The 875-nt window shown below is 46.9% G+C and carries 2 protein-coding genes and 1 pseudogene; all 3 read left to right on the top strand.

The genetic code is table 11. The features are described from left to right. A pseudogene (locus tag A3751_RS23265) lies at nt 1-273 on the top strand (MFS transporter); the annotation flags it as partial. 8 nt (nt 274-281) lie between these two features. Next, the gene (locus A3751_RS20520; protein ID WP_068454731.1) at nt 282-581 is read left to right on the top strand and encodes a YciI family protein; all 300 of its coding nucleotides are present in this window, start codon (nt 282-284) and stop codon (nt 579-581) included. A 38-nt stretch (nt 582-619) separates the two neighbouring features. Further along, the coding region (locus tag A3751_RS20515) for a TIGR04211 family SH3 domain-containing protein (protein ID WP_156492687.1) at nt 620-875 on the top strand (256 nt) is incomplete at its 3' end.

The following is an 875-nucleotide window of genomic DNA, read 5'->3' as shown; positions in this document are numbered from 1 at the left end:
GCGCGTTTTGAAGAGGCCCTGCAAACAGCGACCTACATTTTAGCTGGGTCCTTTTTGCTCTCTGCCATCCTAAACTATGTCTTAGCGAAAGTGATCGTGACCAGTCCAAGCGGAACAGCAGAGTTTAACGATCAGCTAGGTACGATGAACCTGTTGAGTTACCCAGTTATTACTATTCCTTGCGTCATCGTAATGATCATCGCGATGATGTACCTATTTAAGAAAATAAAATCGCTTACCGGCTTAGAGCTGGAAGATATCGTCCACAATTGAGAGACTCTATGTACTACGCAATCATATCTACGGATGTCGAAAACAGTTTGGAAAAGCGCAAATCGGCACGGCCCGATCACTTGGCTCGCCTTGAAGTGCTTAAATCAGAAGGGCGTTTACTGATTGCTGGCCCCCATCCAGCTCTAGATAATGAAGATCCGGGCGAGGCAGGCTTTACAGGCAGCTTAGTTGTTGCTGAATTTGACTCTCTTGAAGAGGCGAGCGCATGGGCAGATCAAGATCCTTACATCGCTGCAGGCGTTTACGCTAACGTGATCGTTAAGCCATTTAAAAAAGTACTCCCTTAAAAGCTCACGCTACAGAATTCATACAGGACTTACGCGTCATGAAAAAAATCGCTTTATCATTCATTACCACGATGTTGCTAGCTAGCAGCGTGCTTGCTGAAACAATGTACGTTGACGACACGTTATTGGTACCGCTTCGCAGTGGTGAAGGTACCGGCTTTCGCATCGTGCACAAGGGGCTACCAAGCGGCACAGCACTAGAGATTATCGAAAAGAATACCGAGTCCGGCTACTCATTTGTAAAAACAGCTTCCGGTATTGAGGGGTACTTACCAACGCGCTACCTGTCGCAAG

The sequence above is a fragment of the Oleiphilus sp. HI0080 genome (assembly GCF_001635135.1).
The sequence above is the reverse complement of the archived record's forward strand: the minus strand, read 5'-3'. Positions and strand labels throughout refer to the sequence as shown.